Raw genomic sequence first — 16,239 nt, 5'->3', positions numbered from 1 at the left:
CCCGGGAAAAGCAAATGGCCCGGACCTAGGGGTCCGGGCCATTCGACGCTGCTGCGTAGATCACTTCGGGCTGCCAGCGGCACCCTTCAGCTTCGAACCAGCGGACAGCTTGACGGAGTAGCCGGCCTTGATCTGGATCTCTTCACCGGTCTGCGGGTTGCGACCCTTGCGAGCGGCACGCTCGGTGCGCTCAACGGAGAGCCAGCCGGGGATGGTGAGCTTTTCGCCCTTGGCCACGACATCGGAGAAGACATCGAAGACACCATCGAGGACATCCGAGACCTGCTTCTGGGTCAGGCCGGAATTCTCGGCAACTTCTGCAACGAGCTCACTGCGGTTCTTAGCCATAAAAGTGTCCTCCTTAGGACAGGTCGGTAGGTCATCGGTCCGTTTTTCCGATGACGAACTTCCTCGAGATTACCAGCTGGACTTAGTGATTCCGGGCAACTCGCCGTTGTGAGCCATTTCGCGGAATCGAACTCGCGAGAGCCCGAACTTCCGGAGGTAACCACGCGGACGACCATCGACCTGGTCCCGATTGCGAACGCGAACGGGAGAGGCATCGCGCGGCAGCTTCTGCAGTGCCAGGCGCGCCTCCTCGCGCTGCTCATCGGTGGAATCGGGGTGGGTCAGCTGACGCTTGAGAGCTGCGCGGCGCTCTGCATAGCGTTCAACGATGACGCGACGCTGCTTGTCGCGTGCGATCTTGGACTTCTTAGCCACGTGCGCTCAGCGCTCCTCTCGGAAATCGACGTGCTTGCGGATGACGGGATCGTACTTCTTGAGCACGATGCGGTCCGGGCTGTTGCGGCGGTTCTTGCGGGTCACGTAGGTGTACCCGGTGCCGGCGGTCGACTTGAGCTTGATGATGGGACGAATATCCTGGGCCTTGGCCATCAGAGCTTCACTCCCTTAGCGATCAGTTCGTTGACCACGGCGTCGATTCCACGCGCGTCGATGACCTTGATGCCCTTGGCGGACACAGTCAGGGTGACGTTGCGGCGCAGAGACGGAACGTAGTACCGCTTCTTCTGAATATTCGGGTTGAAGCGACGCTTCGTGCGGCGCTTCGAGTGGGACACATTGTGTCCGAAACCGGGAACGGCCCCGGTTACCTGGCAGGTTGCTGCCATGTCTCTCCTCCAGTTCACAAGTTACCGACTCTCGAAACAAGCTGGTGCGGGAAATCGCTGTTCCCCGATCGCTTGCGCCGATGTCGGAAGACATCAACAAATTCTCGCGAAAGCCACCTGGTCGAGCGTGCCCGACCACGGTCGTTGTCGAGCCGGACTGAGCCGACTCTCCTCCGACTCGCCGCCGGTCTGACCCGGTGCGCGTCGCTCGCCGTGAAAATTGTGTACGCCAAAACAGGTTTGCCCGTTCGGGCGAGATGTCTCACCAGCGCTGAAGCCGTAGCCTGTGAGAGATGGCCGAAGCTGGAGTGCAGCGGTGGGTGAGCACCATGTCAGTCATAGCAGATCGATCAGCGACGTCTCTGGTACGACACAACAGGAATCAATCTTACTGAGGCTCCGGCCATCTGGGCAAATTCATCGCCTCATTCAAGGGCATCAGCGCCTCGGCGGGTTGCTTGGGGGCTGCACACCGGCCACACCGTCGTGTGGGAGCGTCGCTACGGCCAGCACCACCGTGTGCGCAACGCTGCTCGCCGGCCAGCACCACCGTGTGTGCAACGCTGCTTGCCGGCGTACGCGATCGGACGCGGATTCGTGCGCGCATCAGCGGCGGCGGCTTGCACCGTCGGACGCGGAATCGCGCGCTAAATGGCGCCGCCGTAGGTGGAATCGTACCGTCACACGGACTTTCCCAGCTGGGGTCAAGGCAACTCGGGGAATTCCGGTCGGGTAGCCGGGGTGTGTTGCCACACCCCGGCCCCCTCAGAACCGGACGTGCCACTTTCGCGGCATCCGGCTCAAGCAGGCCCATTGGGGTGTTCATCCCGGCTTTCCTCCTTTCGTTTGGTAGTAGGTGCTGTGCACCGTTCCCGCTCGATCGGGACTGCTGAAGGTTTGGTTGACTTCACGACTGGATAAATTCCAGGAAGGATAGAAGTCATGCCAAAGATCTACACCGATGAGTTCAAGCAATCAGCGCTCGATCTCATCAACGACGGGATGACCCAGAAGCAGGTCTGCGCCGACCTCGGCATCTCGAAATCAGCCCTACAAGCCTGGGTCCGTGACTCGCGGCTACGCGAGCACGGACTCGAGCCCTCCCGTGATGCCGAGGAGTCACGCGCCCAGGCGGCAGCGCTGAAACGCATTCGCGAGCTCGAGAGGGAGAACAAGATCCTCCGTGAGGCTGCCGCCTACCTCTCGCAAGCGAACTTGAAGCTCGGTGGCCATCACCCAAAATGATGTACCCGCTGGTCCTCGACCTTGCTGCCACCGGGGTGCCGGTGGCAGTGACCTGTCGGGTGCTCGGCTTCACCAAGCAGGGGTTCTACAAGTGGTGCGCGAAACCTATCTCTGACCGGGATCTCGAGGAGGCGCACCTGATCAATGCCGCCCATGATGTCCATACGGACGATCCCGAGTTCGGATACCGTTTCATCGCCGATGAACTCCACGCCGCAGGTCTGCAAGCGTCAGAGCGTCGTGTGTGGCGATTGTGCTCGCAGCAAGAGCTGTTCTCGAACACGATCAAACGAGCTCGGAAACATGGGAAGAAGCCCGGCCCGCCAGTGTGTGATGACCTTGTCAAACGAGACTTCACGGCCAAGGCAATCAACGAATTGTGGCTGACCGACGTCACGGAGCATCACACCGGTGAGGGCAAGCTGTACATGTGCGCGGTCAAGGACGTGTTCAGCAACAGAATCGTCGGCTATGCCATCGACTCGAGAATGAAGTCGCGCCTGGCCGTAGCAGCGATTGACGATGCTGTAGCCCGCCGCGGCGGGGCTGGCGTTGTGGCCGGTTGCGTGGTGCATTCGGACCGCGGGTCGCAATTTCGTTCCCGCAAATTCCAGCACGCTTTACGGCACTATGGGCTCGTCGGATCGATGGGAAGGGTTGGTGCTGCTGGCGACAACGCGGCGATGGAATCGTTCTTCGCCGTGTTGCAGAAGAACGTCCTCGATAGAGGCCGTTGGGACACGCGAGCGAGGTTGCGGAAGGTGATCGTGCACTGGGTCGAGCGGACCTATCACCGGAAGCGTCGACAGCGACGTTTGGGTAAACTGACCCCGGTTGAATACGAGCTTGTTCACCACAAGGTCGTCGCTCTGGCGGCATAAACCCCGGAGTCAACCAAACCTTCAGCAGTCCCTTGTGGCACGTGTTGTGCACAAGGCGGCAGTTCGCGTCGGAGTCGTTCCCTCCGTGCTTCCTGAACACCATGTAGTGGTGAACGTGGAGACCCTTACGGGCCGCGTTCAACCATCGTGTTCGTTCAGCCTTCAGGTCCGGGGCGTCAGCGGGGTCGAGTAGGGGCTGGTTGCACAGGGTGCAGAGTCCCTGCTGTTTCCATGCCAATCGGTTCTGCCACTTGGACAGTCCCGAGTCGCCCTTCTTCCGGCGGTCCGTCCAGTAGTCCGTCAGCGCGGGGTCGTCCGGAGAGTTCCGGTAGTAGACCTTGACGTGCCTCTGGATCTTGATCCATGCCATCTTCGTGAGGAATCCGCCCGAGGGCTTGTCCCCGAAGATCCATCGATCGTTCCTGGTCGGGTCGAACTTTCCGAAGTAGTGTCTTGCGACCCACTTCCGGGTCTTCTTCGGGTGTTGCCGTTTGGCCCACCACCACACGCGTTTCCACACGTGGTCGTCGATTTCCGCGAAGGTTTTCTGGGCCACGATGGTCCGGTAGTAGTTGGCCCATCCCCGGAGAACCGGGTTCAAGGCCTTGATCAGCCGAAGTGCGTTCGAGCCCCGGTGGGCTCGTACGATCTCCGTGATCCTACGTTTGATCCGCTTGACAGCGTCCCTAGATGGCTTGATGTAGCAGCTCCCATTAGGGAACGACCGGACTGTGAAGCCCAAGAAGTCGAACCCGTCCTCAAGCCGCCTGATCGAAGTCTTTTCCTCGTTGATGATCAGACCCCGAGGTTTCAGCCATTTCCGGATGTCGTCTCTGATCCGTTCCGCGTCTTCCTTCGTGTGCGCGAGCACAACGAAGTCGTCGGCGTAGCGGACCAGCACCGGTGCGTCTCTTGCGGTCTTGATGTGGGTCTTACCCTTCACCTTTTCCGCGAAGGTACGCACTCCGGCAGCAGATTCCAGACCATGCAACACGATGTTCAGCAGCAGTGGGCTGATGACACCGCCCTGGGGAGTTCCCTCCTCAGTGCGAGCTCTCATCCCACGTTCCACGACACCGGCCTTCAGCCACTCAGCAACCCAGGTCTTGCCTGGGAAGGTACCGAGGGCGTCCAGCAGGAAGTCATGGTTGACGTGATCAAACGCGGCCTTAAGGTCCGCGTCCAGTACCCAGCGACGCTTGGCGCCCTTGCTGGTTGACAGCCAAAGCTGCCCGATCGCATCATGCGCGCTCCGTCCGGGCCTGAACCCATACGAATTCGGCTCGAACTTCGCTTCCCATTCTGGTTCCAGTGCAGTCTTGGCGACGGCCTGGAGTACCCGATCACGGATGACCGGGATCCCGAGTGGGCGCTGCTTCCCGTTGCTCTTCGGAATGTACACACGCCTGACTGGCTTGGCCTTTCCACCGACAGTGTTACCTTGGATGTCGTTGAGGACCTCCATTGCCAACCTCCACCTGGCGGTGGGTGTCAGCGCGGTTTCACCGTCGAGACCAGCTGTCATGCGGCCCGTGCTGTCCTGTGTCACACGTCGAGTCGCCACGAGGACGACCGACCTGCTTCGCAGGGCCAGCTTCTGCAGGCGCCTCAGTCGCTTGAGGTCGCCTGCCTGAGACGCCGCAAAGATGCGCTGCCTCAATCGCTGAACGGTTCGCTGCTCCTTGCCCCAGTTGACTGAGGCCCATTGCTGCGAGTCGCTCATCTGTTCATTCGAAGCTCCCGCAGGAGCTTCAGGACCGGGGCCCTTGTTCTCCGTAGGTAGCATCGTCTAACTCCCAGATGATGTTGTCGTTGATTGATTCAGAGCCCTCTTTGCAGGCTCACCTGACAGACGTTGGCTTAGCTTTCGCTGGCCAGGAGACCCTGGCTATCCGATCGGTTATACGTGCGCGGAGTGGGACCTCCATATGTGCACGCTTTCCCGTGGCCTTTCGACCCATCGGCGTTTGCTTCTTCTGTCATCCTGTTCCCGCACAGGGGTTGCACGCCGCTTGCGCAGCGCACTACCGCACATCTGGGCAGATGTGCGGACCTGTACGGGGTTTCCGTGTTCCGCACACCTGAGGTGCGATCGGGGTGGGTGCCATCTCTGTCCCGGCAGCAGCGGTGAAGTAATGCGATTCAACTGGAGTCACGCATCCGCTTGAGGCCCTTCCGCCTCTGGCTGCTAAAGGTGCCGCGTTGGTTATCGCCGGCTTACCTCGAAAGTCACGAGATCTCATCGATTGGTTCGCTTGCGCTCACCCGTCCGATCTACCACCATCCCTGTACCTCCTGGCGAGCCGGAGGCCTTGGGGTTGTTGTCGTCGAGCTTCACACCCCGGGATTGCTCCCAACGCATGTCGACCGGTGGTCAGTACGTACTTCACAGTACTGGCAGCGCTCCCGTCCCAGGGAGCGCTGCGCTCATGGTGTGCGACCTCACGTCGCACCAGTAGGCTTTCGTCGGCAACGTGTCCTGCCTGCGATCGTGTTGAACGCCCGCCTGACTCGTGCCAAGGTTAGTAGATGATTGCCACGACATATGGCACTCAGGAGGACTGATGAGCGACGTTCCACAGAGGCCGCGCATTCGTCCGGCGACAAGCGACGATTGGCAGAAGGATCACAGGGATTCCGCTGGTCAGAACCCGTCGTACGGGAATGAGGCGGGGTCTTCGCCTGCCGAGTTCGACAACTCGACGTATTACGAATACCTCGAGCGGCACACCGGGGAACAGTCGCCTGCGAAGTCGCGGTCGGGCAATGTTTTCGCTCCTGCAGGGTGCTCCCCCTTCGACGACCGCTCTCAGCCCGCACACCCACAGCAGTACGCAGGCCGCCACCAGTACCAGTCCCCGCGAACACTCGAAGCGCAGGTGTCTCTGCTGGTCCGGGGTCGCCGACTCCCCCCCCCTCCTCCTCCGCAGTTTCCTCCCAGTGCCCTGGCCCAAGGGGAGGCCAAGCCCCGCAGGTGGCTGAAGGTCACTGCCGTCATCATCGCCATGATCATGGTCCTGGCACTCGTGGCGTTCTTCGGCATCCGCTGGCTCGCCCCCTCTTCGGGCACCGTGCCCGTCGATGTCGGCACGAAAGAATCCGCTCCGCCCTCGCCCAGCTCGTCCGAGAACCTCGTCCAACCGTCACAGAGTCCCCGGGAGAAGCTGAATGCCTACACGGAGGAGGGCACCGAGCGCGCCGCCGACCTCGAAGGTCAGTGGGTGACCCAGGTGAGCGCGAAGAACGTCGGCCTCGAAGCCGATGGCAAGACCTGGACCGTGGAAGACATCCTCAACGAATACGAGGCCAATAAGGTCAAGTATCCGGGAGCGATCCTCATCCAGAGCGGCGACTGGGCGTCCTATCAGGACGGAAGCTACTGGGTCACGGTCGTCGACACCGGCTACAGCGATCCGGAACCGGCTCTCGACCAATGCCGATCCTGGGGTCTCGACCGCGACCACTGCCTGGCCAAGCGGCTGGTCAAGCACGGCAGCCCGAAGGACAACAGCGCCTACCTCGACAGCTGAACGCCTGGGCCCACCCCTCTTCCGCGAGCCCACTCCTCTGCCGCGATCTGTGGTCACCGCACCGAGGTCACCGCATCAAACTTCCGCGATCTGTGGTCACCGCACCGAGGCGGAATCGCCGAATCGATCATTCTCCCTCGGCGCGGTGACCACAAACGCTCGCCGCAGATGACTCAACCGCGACCCCAGCAGGTCCGGCACGCCCAACCTGGATCAGACACGACCCAATTGGATCAGGCAAGCAACCAGCAGGCCCTCGACACATTGCCGATGACGAGACAAGCTCCCTCTCTCAGGCCCAGTCGTCGAGACAACGGTGGAGCGCCGAGACCACTGTGCCCGTCCGAGCATCAAGCACCTCAGTCCCCGATACAACTACGGAGCGCCGATACCACTGTGCGTGCGCAATGGTCTCGGCGCTCCGTAGTTGTTTCGATCTGACAGCTGAGAGACTCAGCGGGCAGCGGGGGCATGGGCAGGTGATCTGTGAGCCACCGGCATGGCCAGCAGGTGATAGCTCAGCGTCTTGCCATGACCATCGTGGTGGCCCAGACCGGTCACTCCCTGCCCTAACATCCCTCTGAGTTCGAAGCTCATCGCATGAAGGTCCGGCAACAACTTCCTACTGACCCGGGAGACAGGCAGCCCGAAGTGGGACGCTACTGCTTCTTCGGTTATCGCACTGGCGAGTTCGGCAAATCCGATGCCTTCTCGTGCGACTACTCCGACGATCAGCGTGTCACCTTTGTCTCCGGTTCTCACCGTAGCGATATCGTCGACTTCGATTCCGGCTCCATAATGCGCGGTCATCTGAGATCTCCCCGTCCGTCTGTCTGGTCAACATCGTCTGACTCGTTGATCGCTTCGTCCTGGCTCCGGTATGCCTGAAGAGTCTCCGAGTCAATGACGACGGTGTCGACCAATTGGCGAGAAAGAGAACACGACTTGATACCAAGACTCTCCCTGACCATTGTTCTCGCTCCTCCGCCGCCAGCGGGGCCATTGGTGTAGAGCGCTTCGACTTCCGCCCCGATGGCAACTGCGAGCTCTTCGCTGGGCACACGACCGGCGACTCGCAGCCTTACTTCAAACGGTTCTGCCGCCTGGCTCAGTCCTCTGAAACTGGCTCCCGCACCGATGAATTCAACAGAAAGCACCGATCCTGAGATGCCATGGACGCGCTCCAGTCGCCGGGTGACGATGTCCGCCGCCAACTGTGCACGCGCCAGGGCGCGGGGTCCTGCATAGGTGATCAGCCCTTCGGCTTCCCAACCGTCGAGATAACCCAATGTCACTTTGAGCTCAGCTGGTCTTGCAGTGCCGTCCCCACCATCCACCGCAATCCGGTCGGGTCCGATCTCTTCAAAGCAGATTCCGCTGAAGTCTGCGACTACGTCTGGGGTGATATAGGCGCCTGGGTTCGCCACCTCGTACAGCAGCTGCTCCGTACACGAACGAACGGTGACGGCACCTCCCGTTCCCGGAAGCTTGCCGATGACAGCATATCCATCCTCTGCAACGTCAGCGAACGGGAAACCCAATCGGTCCAGGCCTTCGATCGGTTTCGTCCCTGGATCGGCGAAGTAGCCTCCGGTGACCTGACCGCCGCATTCTAGGAGATGACCAATGGCAGTCGCCTTACCGGTGAGACGCTGGTCGTCATCGGACCATCCGAAGGCATGGCTCAGAGGACCTACATAGAGTGAGGGGTCAGCCACTCTGCCGGTGATAACGATCTGAGCGCCCCCACCCAGCGCTTCCCTGATTCCGGCCGCCCCAAGATACGCGTTCGCAGATGTGAGCTTCCCCCCGACGTCGACGGCAGGAAGCGAGTCCTCCCAAGTCATCGGGTTCTCTGCCCGCACCTCCTCGAGCACATCGTCACCAGTGACGACGGCCACCGCCATATCGATCCCCATTTCGTCGAGCGCTGTGAGGACTGCGTGGCCGGCTGCCACCGGGTTCGCCGCACCACCGTTGGTGACGATCCGGATCCCCTGTGCTGCACAATGCGGTGCGGTTAGTCTGATCCGCTCGACCAGAGTCGGATCAAAGCCACCCGATGGGTCGTGCAGGCGCGCCTTCTGCGCGTTCGCAACCGTCCGCTCGCCGAGCAGTTCGAACACGAGAAAGTCCAGGTGTCCGAACTGAGCAAGCTCGAGGGCGGGGTCAAGGCGGTCTCCTGCAAAGCCGGCGCCGGAGCCGATGCGCACCACACCGGGAGCAGGATGTTCGGCTTCTCTGGCCCCGGAACCGAGATCCTGGGCTTTCATGATACCCACAGTGGAATCACTCCTATTACAACTGCAACAATGCTGACGACGATACTGACCAGCCACAGCCACCCGGTGGCGCGGACGATGTGCCTGCCGATCGGCACACCAGCCAATCCCACCAGCAGGTAGAAGGACCCAGTCAGCGGACTGATGGGAAAGCCCAGTGTCTCCTGACCGATGATCGAGGCCTGACCGAGCACGGTCGGGTCGATCCCATAGGTGCTGCCAACACTTACCAGCACAGGCAGCAGCCCGAAATAATAGGCGTCGGGCCCGAACAAGAGGCTCAGAGGAACACCGAGCACCGCGACGACAATTGGTAGGAGCGGCATCATTCCCGCGGGAAGGACCGCCGTAGCTGAGGTAGCCATAGCTTCGATCATGCCGCTTTCATCCAGCACGCCCAGCAACACGCCTGCTGCGAGCAAAGTGCTAGCCATGAGCATGCAGGATTTGGCATTGAGGTCGAACTGCTCGGATTGCCCCGCCATACCGCGATGATTGATCAGCAGGGCCAGAATAGTCGCAACCATGAATGTCAGGGCAGGAGAGATCACTCCTGACATCATCGTGCCCAGCGCGGCGATAAGCACGGCACCATTGAGGACCAGCGACAGCGTCGACGGGCCCGGCTCTTCCGAGGCCTCCTCGCCTTCAACAGCGGCATCAGCTTCATGAAACCGGCCACCACCAGCGCCGGCTGAGGAAACATCACCGAAGGCACCCGCGCCCGAGTCTCCGGACATCGGAGCTTCATCTGGTGCTCCGGCGCCGGCCACATTTCGTTTGGGGCCGGCGACACGGCCTACCGAGTCAACGGTGCTCACCTCCGGCGAACTCACGACGGGCAGCCGATCCAGTCGCTTCGCTTCGCGGTGGCCGACGTACCAGGCCACCACCAAGGCCGCAATGATTCCTGCGATTTGGGCGGGAATCAACGGTACCCACAATTCGTTCGGATCCGCCTTGATCGTGGCTGCTGCTCGAGCTGTCGGTCCACCCCAGGGGAGCATATTCATCACTCCCGCTCCCAACGCTACACATGTCGAGAGTGTCAGTCGGCTCATTCCAAGCCGCTGATAGAGCGGAAGCATTGCCGGGATCGTGACCAGAAAGGTCGTGGCACCGGCACCGTCGAGATGCACCACACAGGCCAGGAGCGTCGTCGCCACCGCAACCGTGCGGGGCGAAGAACCTCCGAACCTGATGATCCTGTCGATGATCGGATCGAAGAACTTGGCATTGCGCAGGATCCCGAAGAAGACGATTGCGAATATGAACATGACGACGACGTCGGCAACACCGGCGATTCCGGATGAGACGTATTCGCTGATATCGGACAGCGATTCTCCTGCAATGAGTGCCGCTACGAGAGGCACTCCTGCCAACGCGACGACCGGAGAGACCTTCTGCATGAGCAGAAGTGTCAATATGACGAGCATCGTGAAATAGCCGATCAGTGAAAGCATCTTTGATTCCCTTCTCGATGAACATATTCATCGTTTCTGAGCATGAGTGCATTCGTCCAATACCTCTTGCGGCTACACTTATGACTCATGGTTATCAATCTGTCGATGCACCACCTCCGAGCGATCGAGGCCGTGCATCGCACGGAGAGCTTCACTCGAGCGGCCGAGGAGATTGCGGTCAGTCAGCCCGCTCTCAGCAGAACCATCGCCGAGGCAGAGCGACGCATCGGATCAGCGCTGTTCGCACGGACCACACGCAAAGTCGCCGCTACCGCGACGGGCAACGAAGTGGCGCTGTACGCGGCGCATGCAGTTCGCTCGTTCGATTCCGCGCTCTCGCGCATCTCCGGCTTCGTCAGCGGAAGTTCGGGCCAGGTTAGAATCGCCTGTCTGCCGTCGCTGGCCGCCACCGTCCTACCCGGGGTTGTGTCGTCGTTTCGTCGCGAGTTTCCGAGGGTCGAGCTCTTCATCCACGATGCTGCGCAGAATCAGGTCGTTCCGATGGTCGCCGAGGGGACGGTCGACATCGGCCTCGTCGCCTTCACTCAATCACTGCTTCCAGGCTTGGAAGTGGCTCATCTTCTCTCTGATCCCTTTGTCGCTATCCTTCCTGCTGATCATGCCCTCGCCTTACGACCGTCGCTGGAGTGGAAGGATTTCCATGGTGAGAGATTCGTCGGCTTCAACTCGGTGACGAGTATCGCGCCGTTGCTGACTCGGGCATTGGCACACTCCGGAGTCGAGCCCGACGAGGTGCAGACCGCTGACAGCATCCCTGCCGTGGGAGGAATGGTCGCTGCAGGTATGGGCATCACCGCTGTGCCTCGACTCGTCGTGCCCCTGATGAACTTCACGAATCTCGTAGAAGTTCCGATCTCCCCTGTCGTTGAAAGAGAACTGGTCCTCACCCATTTCGCCGAGGCACCTCTGCCTAAGCCGGTTGAGAGTTTCAAACAGCGTCTGCTCGCGGCTTCCAGACGCGGATTCTCCGGCATCGAAGGGCACACGGGACCGTCAGCGACTGTTCTCCAGTGAATGACGGCCCCGCCTACCCTGCCCAGCCGTCGCAGGCCCAGTCGTCGACACAACGATGGAGCGCCGAGACCACTGTGCGTGCCCTCTGTGTCAGGCTGTCTTGTGACAGTTATCTGACAATATTGGCGGGGAGAGAAGTCTGTTATGTCTTTTGAAGTTCCGTCCCGTTCCTCGAGCCGCGGGCATTTCACCACGGCCCAGAAACTCGAGATCCTGGACGAATATGACAAATGTATCGAGATGGGTTCTAAAGCCCAGTTGGCTCGGACTGTCGGGGTCAATCCCAGAACGATCTATCAGTGGTTCGTGGACAGAGAAAATGGGGCTCTTCGTAAAAGAGAGTGTAGATCGGTGATTCCAGGACACGGCGCGTCGCTGCGCGGATAGACGTCGAGGTCTTCCGATGATGGAAGTTCTCACACAGTCCATCCGAAAGACCTCGACGTGGCCAAGCCTACTTTCTCAACCCCTGACCTCACGACATTCTGCCGACTCGACACCCTCGATCTGACCTGCACCGGCCAAAACATCACCGGGCAAAAGGCCATCCTGGAATGCCGGCCAAACACGGCAGATGACTGGTGCCGACGGTGCGGCGGCCACGGGATCATTCGCGACACCGTCGTCCGCCAGCTGGCCCACGAACCTTTCGGCCACCGACCAACCACGCTTCACATTCGCCTCCGCCGTTACAAATGCGTCGAGTGTGGCCGCGTCTGGCGTCAAGACACCACAGCTGCGGCGCCACCACGAGCGAAGATCTCGCGAACCGGCCTCGACTGGGCGTTGCGTGCCCTCGTGATCGATCACGACACCGTGTCCGTCATCGCTGCGAAACTCGCCGTGTCCTGGCACACCGCGAACTCCGCCGTCCTCGCTGAAGGTAAGCGGTTGTTGATCAACGACCCGACCCGTTTCGACGGGGTCAGCGTCATTGGTGTCGACGAGCATGTATGGCGGCACACCCGGCGTGGTGACAAGTACGTCACCGTCATCATCGACCTCACCCCGATCAGCGAGGGAACAGGCTCGGCACGTCTGCTCGACATGGTGGCTGGCCGTTCGAAGCAGGTGTTCAAACAATGGTTGAAAGACCGACCGAAAGAATGGCGTGAGGGCATCGACGTCGTCGCGATGGACGGATTCTCCGGCTTCAAAACAGCCTCAGCTGAGGAGCTGCCCGACGCTGTGGAAGTCATGGACCCCTTCCACGTCGTCAAACTCGCCGGTGATGCCCTCGACGAGGTACGTCGCCGAGTTCAGCAGGAGACAACCGGCCATCGCGGACGAGCAAAGGACCCGTTGTACCGGGCAAGAAGAACTCTTCACACGGGCAGCAGCTTACTCACGACCAAGCAGCAGGAAAGAATCGCGAACCTCTTCGCTGACCCGAACTTCACCGAAGTCGAAGTCACCTGGGCTGTCTACCAAGACATTGTCAGCGCCTACCGAACCGCGGACTGCAAAGAGGGCAAGAGACTCTTGCAAACGGTCATCGACGCCCTGACAACGAATCTGCCACCCGAACTTGTCGAGCTCAAACGGTTAGGACGAACGTTGAAGCGTCGAGCTGCTGATGTGCTCGCATTCTTCACCCGACCGGGAACGTCGAACGGTCCCACTGAAGCGATCAACGGCAGACTCGAGCATCTACGCGGGTCCGCGCTGGGATTCCGCAACCTCACGCATTACATCGCGAGGTGTCTGCTCGAGTCCGGTGGCTTCAGACCGGTTCTACACTCTCAATTACGATGAGCCGAAAATGGTTGCCTGACCTCGCGATCGGATCGGTTGAATGGCAATCCCAGTGACAACAAGCTCAAAGCCGCTGAGAAGAAGCAACTCACACAGCTGCAGGCCGAGAACGAAGCGTTGAAGGCCAAACTGGCCAAGTCTGAAGCTGCGGTCGATATCTTGGGAAAAGCGTCCGCGCTCTTGGAAGCGATGTCCAAGAGCGCGACCGCGACAGACCCGACGCTGCCCGAGGTCGAGGCGACCAGGCCGGACTGGATGAGCCCGCCACAGTAAAGGCAATCGGGTTCAGGTTCATCGGCGATCTGATCAGGGTCGGCTGGTCGATCACGGCGGCCTGCGAGTTGATGGGTGTGCATCGTACGAGTTGGTACCGTCACCAGAATCCGGCGGTCCCGGCCGGGGTGCAGGTGCCGCAGAAGGAACGCGACTACCCGAGTCGGATCACCACCGCCGAGGCCGATGCGTTCATGGCGCTGTTGAACTCTGAAGACTATGAGAGCCTGTCTGTCACCCAGGCGTATTGGCGGATGCTCGATGCCGGGCAGGTGCCATTCTCCGCGTCGACGGCTCACCGAGTGGTGGCCGCACACGGGCAGAACGGAGACCGTCGCGCCCAGCGCCGTGGTAACCAGCCCAAACGGCCTAAGCCGGTCCACGCTGCCTGCGCACCGAACCAACTGTGGAGTTGGGACATCACGATGCTGCGCGGTCCCGGCAAGGTCATCTATCGCCTCTATGCCATCATGGACGTTTTCTCCCGCAAGATCGTTGGCCACCGGGTCGAGACTTCCGAGAAATCCGTCCATGCTCAGACCATGATCGATCAGGCTGTGGCAACTAACCAGCAGTACCCGACCGTGCTACACGCCGATAACGGGGCTCCCATGCGCGCGGCAACGACTGTCCAGTTCGCTCAGTCGCTGGGGATCAAGCTGTCCTTTTCCCGGCCCAGAGTGTCGAATGACAACGCGTTTAGTGAATCGACGTTCAAGACCATCAAGTACCACTTGGACTTTCCCACCCGGTTCGAATCCATCGATCATGCTCGTGACTACATGGCCGCGTTCATTGCTGACTACAACGCGAACCACCGCCACAGCGGCCTGAATTATTACACTCCCAACGATGTCCATCACGGACGTACCGAGCTTGTCCGGGCCCGTCGCCAAGCCACTCTGGAGGCCCGTCACTGCGCGCATCCGGAACGATTCCACACCAGCCCCATAGCCGCTGGCCCACCGACCCACGCCGGCATCAATAGCCCAGAAAACACCGAGCTGTCACAAACAGCTTGAAATATACCGCGTGCGCAATGGTCTCGGCGCTCCGTAGTTGTTTCGACCTGGCAGACTTCAGGCTGTCTGACGGGCCCCACCCGCGAACCGCGCCGCGATCCCCGCGCTGAAGCCACCAGTCGGCCCTCACCCCAGCATCACGGTGGGGCCCTCCAAGGCCCTCAGGCCAGCATCAGGGTGGGGTCCTCCAAACCGCGCCCGACGTCGGCGAGGAACCTCGAGATGATCTCGCCGTCGACGACACGATGGTCGGCACTGACCGACAGCGTGGTGATCTCTCGCGGCACGATCTCATCGTCGACGACCCACGGCTTCTTCCGCACCTGTCCGAAGGCGAGGATCGCTGCCTCACCCGGGTTGATGATCGGAGTGCCGGCATCGACGCCGAACACGCCGACGTTCGTGATGGTGATGGTTCCCCCGGCCTGATCGGCAGGCGGGGTCTTGCCCGACCGCGCCAGCGCCGTCAGGTCCTGGATCCCCTGGGCCAGTTCGCCCAGACCCATGCTGTGGGCGTTCTTGATGTTCGGCACGATGAGCCCGCGCGGGGTGGCAGCTGCGATTCCGAGGTTGACGTACTTCTTGACCACGATCTCGTCGCCGTCGAGGCATGCATTGATCCGCGGATTGCGTCCTACAGCCCAGGCCACAGCCTTGGCCACGATGAGCAGCGGCGAGACCTTGACGTCCTCGCCGAGGAACTTCGTCGACTTCAGCCGGCGGACCATCGCCATCGTCTCGGTGACATCGACGTCGAGGAACTCGGTGACGTGCGGCATCGTGAACGCCGAATCGACCATGGCCTTGGCCATCATCTTCGTCACACCCTTGAACGGGATCCGCTCCTCGTCTTCGCCTCGCTCACTCGCCGAGGCGGCCGACGTCGCCGTCGCACCCGACGTCGGGGCGGACACCTGGTCGGCGGCACCGCGGACGTCGTCGCGCGTCACGTCACCGTGGGGGCCGGTCGCCACCACCTGGGAGAGATCGACGCCGAGGTCCTTCGCGAGCTTGCGCACAGGCGGCTTCGCCAATGGCTTGGCCGCGCCGGCGGGGACGGCCGCTGGGCCAGCAGGCCCGGGCTGACCGGTGCTCGCCGCTGGGGACGGGCTCGTCGCCTCCGTCGACACAGATGACGCGCCCGGAGCCGACTCGGCGGGAGCCGAAGCCGACTCAGCGGATGCGGCCGACGGGGAGGGCACAGGAGCGCCCTTGCGCGGGCGGCGCTTCGACGAGGTCGTCCTCGCACCGTAGCCGACCAGAGTGGCACCGCCGTCGGCATCCTCTGTGCTGGTCGCCTCGGCGGGCCCGCCCGAGTCGGACCCGGAACCGCCGGTCTCGGACGCACCGTCCGAGCCCGCCTCGGCGCCGGATTCACCTCCACTGAAGCGGATGATCGGTGTGCCGACCTCGATGGTCTGGCCCTCGTCGACCAGCAGCGCGTCGATGGTGCCGGCCTGCGGGCTGGGCAGCTCGACGAGCGACTTCGCGGTCTCGATCTCGACGAGGATCTGATTGACGGTCACGGTGTCGCCGGCGGCGACCTTCCACGCGACGATATCGGCTTCGGTCAAGCCCTCACCGACGTCGGGAAGAGGGAACTCGAATGACATTCTTGAC

General features: G+C 61.4%; 14 protein-coding genes and 1 pseudogene. 7 read left to right on the top strand and 8 right to left on the bottom strand.

The features are described 5' to 3' along the window. Positions 1-60: 60 nt before the first annotated feature. The 4 genes from IG171_RS17355 to rpmB all read right to left on the bottom strand — a co-directional run bounded on the left by IG171_RS17355 (position 61) and on the right by rpmB (position 1,133). On the bottom strand, positions 61-348 hold the full coding sequence (locus IG171_RS17355) for an HU family DNA-binding protein (protein ID WP_209324294.1): 288 nt from the start codon (positions 346-348) through the stop codon (positions 61-63). Positions 349-417: 69 nt separating this feature from the next. Next, positions 418-723, bottom strand: coding sequence for a 30S ribosomal protein S14 (gene rpsN / locus IG171_RS17350; RefSeq protein ID WP_166974885.1), 306 nt, complete (start codon positions 721-723; stop codon positions 418-420). Positions 724-729: 6 nt separating this feature from the next. Beyond that, complete coding sequence (rpmG, locus tag IG171_RS17345; protein ID WP_208085601.1) at positions 730-900, bottom strand: 50S ribosomal protein L33; 171 nt, start codon at positions 898-900, stop codon at positions 730-732. Beyond that, on the bottom strand, positions 897-1,133 hold the full coding sequence (rpmB, locus tag IG171_RS17340) for a 50S ribosomal protein L28 (protein WP_212128568.1): 237 nt from the start codon (positions 1,131-1,133) through the stop codon (positions 897-899). The genes rpmG and rpmB overlap by 4 nt, the downstream gene beginning before the upstream one ends. 942 nt (positions 1,134-2,075) lie before the next feature. Here rpmB and IG171_RS17335 point away from each other — a divergent pair. The 3 genes and pseudogenes from IG171_RS17335 (at position 2,076) to IG171_RS19210 (ending at position 6,789) form a co-directional block, all read left to right on the top strand. Then, a pseudogene (locus IG171_RS17335) lies at positions 2,076-3,259 on the top strand (IS3 family transposase). Positions 3,260-3,779: 520 nt separating this feature from the next. Then, positions 3,780-4,478, top strand: coding sequence for a hypothetical protein (locus tag IG171_RS17330; RefSeq protein WP_212131801.1), 699 nt, complete (start codon positions 3,780-3,782; stop codon positions 4,476-4,478). A 1,786-nt stretch (positions 4,479-6,264) separates the two neighbouring features. Beyond that, complete coding sequence (locus IG171_RS19210; protein ID WP_249203788.1) at positions 6,265-6,789, top strand: hypothetical protein; 525 nt, start codon at positions 6,265-6,267, stop codon at positions 6,787-6,789. Between the two features lie 453 nt (positions 6,790-7,242). On the opposite strand, the gene IG171_RS17320 is transcribed toward IG171_RS19210, so the two are convergent. The 3 genes from IG171_RS17320 to IG171_RS17310 are packed head-to-tail and all read right to left on the bottom strand — an operon-like array spanning position 7,243 to position 10,534. Continuing rightward, positions 7,243-7,599 (bottom strand): hypothetical protein, encoded by a 357-nt coding sequence (locus tag IG171_RS17320; RefSeq protein ID WP_249203787.1) that lies wholly within the window; start codon positions 7,597-7,599, stop codon positions 7,243-7,245. Beyond that, positions 7,596-9,062 carry an acyclic terpene utilization AtuA family protein gene (locus IG171_RS17315; protein ID WP_212131765.1) on the bottom strand — a complete coding sequence of 489 codons (1,467 nt, stop codon included), beginning with the start codon at positions 9,060-9,062 and terminating at the stop codon, positions 7,596-7,598. The genes IG171_RS17320 and IG171_RS17315 overlap by 4 nt, the downstream gene beginning before the upstream one ends. Continuing rightward, on the bottom strand, positions 9,059-10,534 hold the full coding sequence (locus tag IG171_RS17310; RefSeq protein ID WP_249203786.1) for an SLC13 family permease: 1,476 nt from the start codon (positions 10,532-10,534) through the stop codon (positions 9,059-9,061). Before IG171_RS17310 ends, IG171_RS17315 begins: the two co-directional genes overlap by 4 nt. 288 nt (positions 10,535-10,822) lie before the next feature. Between IG171_RS17310 and IG171_RS17305 the strand changes: the two genes are divergently transcribed. From IG171_RS17305 to IG171_RS17290, 4 genes are all read left to right on the top strand, one after another. Next, the gene (locus IG171_RS17305; protein ID WP_249203785.1) at positions 10,823-11,569 is read left to right on the top strand and encodes a LysR substrate-binding domain-containing protein; all 747 of its coding nucleotides are present in this window, start codon (positions 10,823-10,825) and stop codon (positions 11,567-11,569) included. A 444-nt stretch (positions 11,570-12,013) separates the two neighbouring features. Then, positions 12,014-13,324 (top strand): ISL3 family transposase, encoded by a 1,311-nt coding sequence (locus tag IG171_RS17300; protein ID WP_212128018.1) that lies wholly within the window; start codon positions 12,014-12,016, stop codon positions 13,322-13,324. Positions 13,325-13,360: 36 nt separating this feature from the next. After that, positions 13,361-13,597 carry a hypothetical protein gene (locus tag IG171_RS17295; protein ID WP_212128565.1) on the top strand — a complete coding sequence of 79 codons (237 nt, stop codon included), beginning with the start codon at positions 13,361-13,363 and terminating at the stop codon, positions 13,595-13,597. A gap of 71 nt (positions 13,598-13,668) precedes the next feature. Continuing rightward, complete coding sequence (locus tag IG171_RS17290) at positions 13,669-14,619, top strand: IS3 family transposase (protein ID WP_249203629.1); 951 nt, start codon at positions 13,669-13,671, stop codon at positions 14,617-14,619. A 161-nt stretch (positions 14,620-14,780) separates the two neighbouring features. Here IG171_RS17290 and IG171_RS17285 read toward each other — a convergent pair whose 3' ends face one another. After that, positions 14,781-16,232 carry a dihydrolipoamide acetyltransferase family protein gene (locus IG171_RS17285; protein WP_212128564.1) on the bottom strand — a complete coding sequence of 484 codons (1,452 nt, stop codon included), beginning with the start codon at positions 16,230-16,232 and terminating at the stop codon, positions 14,781-14,783. Between the last annotated feature and the right edge of the window lie 7 nt (positions 16,233-16,239).

It is taken from the genome of Brevibacterium sp. SMBL_HHYL_HB1 (assembly GCF_018208375.1).
Classification (GTDB): domain Bacteria; phylum Actinomycetota; class Actinomycetes; order Actinomycetales; family Brevibacteriaceae; genus Brevibacterium; species Brevibacterium intestinavium.
The sequence above is the reverse complement of the archived record's forward strand: the minus strand, read 5'-3'. Positions and strand labels throughout refer to the sequence as shown.